2 protein-coding genes and 1 pseudogene are annotated in these 1,815 nt (G+C 66.0%); 1 reads left to right on the top strand and 2 read right to left on the bottom strand.

The window, feature by feature from the left end; translation table 11 throughout:
• Positions 1-222 (top strand): annotated as a pseudogene (locus PGX04_RS11765) (ACP synthase); the annotation flags it as partial.
• 170 nt (positions 223-392) lie between these two features.
• Here the strand turns inward: PGX04_RS11765 and PGX04_RS11760 are convergent.
• A complete protein-coding gene (locus tag PGX04_RS11760; protein ID WP_273738683.1) occupies positions 393-1,031 on the bottom strand; it encodes a hypothetical protein in 639 nt (212 codons plus the stop codon).
• 142 nt (positions 1,032-1,173) lie between these two features.
• A partial coding sequence (locus tag PGX04_RS11755; protein WP_273738682.1) for an ornithine cyclodeaminase family protein occupies positions 1,174-1,815 on the bottom strand: 642 nt, incomplete at its 5' end.

The following is a 1,815-nucleotide window of genomic DNA, read 5'->3' as shown; positions in this document are numbered from 1 at the left end:
GAGTTCGCCGAGCAGCAGGCCCGCTCGGGCGACTACGCGGCCGCGATCGTCGCGCTGGAAACCGATAGCGGCGACGAGACCGTCAGCGCCCCGGCGATGGGGACCGACGCCGATCCCGCCGACTTCTCGGTCGGCGACCGGATCGAGACGACGATCCGCCGGATCTACACGCAGGAAGGCGTTACTCGATACGGGTTCAAGATTCGGCCCACGAGCGAGTAGCGGGCTCGATCTACAGACGGTTCGAGGCGAGCGCCTCGGGGGCGAGCTCTGAGGCGGTTCACACCCGCGATCGGGCGAGTCGTCGACGTTCCGTGGTGGGAGTTGCGACTATCGTTGCAGCTGGCAGTCGATACCCCGTGAAAAATTCGCTGTCCGTCTCAGTGCGGAGCCTACTCCGCGACGAGTCGAACGTCGTCGAAGAACCGTCGAACGCCGGTCTCCCAGACGACGTTCATGCCGACGGCGAGCGTCACGATACCCTCGAGATCGCTCACCGAATACGAGTACGTCTTCCATCCCGCGTGGTCTTCGATGTCCTTCTCGCGGTTGAAGTCATCCTCCGAGAGCCCGTCGCGTGGCTTCTTCCCGGCGAAGAACGCCACCTGCGACATGCGGTTGAACGACTCCTGTTGACTGTAGACGTCGACGGTCACCGCGTCGACGGACGTGATGTTCACCGGCTGTTCGACCCAGATCGTCCCGTCATCGGCGATGCCGTCGATGAACAGCGCCATCGAGCGTTCGCCGTTCGCCGCCCGTTCGGAGGTGATCGCGACGGAATGGTCGACAGGATCGGTCGACTCACCGGGAACCGTCGGGAGGTCCGTGCCGACGCTCCACCCGTCGAGGTATTTCTCGAACGACGGGTTTTGCAGACCCACGGGGGACGGCATCGGATGCGTGATTCCCGAAGCCGGTTCCGAGTCGTCGGATTCGTTTCGCTGGTCCGTTCCATCGTTCGAGTCGCCGCGACCGAACGGTACGCCGTGGGCGAGGCCGACTGCGAGGGCACCGCCGAAACCTGTCATGTACGATCGTCGCTGCATCACCTGTTCCGAATCGGCGAGGAGTAGTAACTGTCACCCAAGCTGAAACAACGATTTGAGTAACCGGTCGAACCGTTTCCCCGCCGCGCCGGGCCACCGACCGTCCCGATCGACTCTCGAGCGCTCAGTTCCCCGTCAAGGCCTCGCTCGCCGGCGAGAACTCGATTTCGGTGCCGAGTCCCTTCTCCCGTGCGCGCTCGTAGAGCAGGTACGCCGCCGCGACCGTCTCGATACCCGTCCCGCCGCTATCGAAGACCGTGATCTCGTCGTCGCTCCGCCGGCCGGGCGCGTTCCCGGCGACGATCTCGCCCAGTTCCGCGTGGATGTGATCCTCCATAACGGCTCCCTCCTCGAGCGCCTGTATGAACGACCCGGCGTCGAACGTCGCCCGCTCGCGGAGGTCCGGGACGTAGGTCGCCCGCTCGATCGTCGTCGTGTCCAGTTCGCGCTTGTCCGGCGAGTACTGGCCCATCGCGGTGACGTGCGTGCCGGACTCGAGATCGTCGCCGTCGAAGACCGGCTCGCTGGCCCGCGTCGCGGTGATGACCACGTCCGCGCCGGTTACGGTGGCCTCGCTCGAGTCGACCGCATCGACCGAGGCCTCGAGGTCGTCATCGAACTCTGCCGCGAAGGTCTCGCGGTTTTCGGGCGTCGGCGAATAGACGCGGACCTCGTCGAAGTCGCGAACCGAGGCGGTCGCGCGGAGCTGTCCGCGCGCCTGGGCACCGCTGCCGATGACCGCGAGCGTCTCGGCGTCCGCGCGGGC

Source organism: Natrinema soli, assembly GCF_028618695.1.
Note: the sequence above shows the minus strand (reverse complement) of the source record. Positions and strands in the feature narration are given on the sequence as shown.

Excerpts from the sequence above, each read along its gene's own strand:
- PGX04_RS11760 (WP_273738683.1), bottom strand. The coding sequence starts at position 1,031 with ATGACAGGTTTCGGCGGTGCCCTCGCAGTCGGCCTCGCCCACGGCGTA.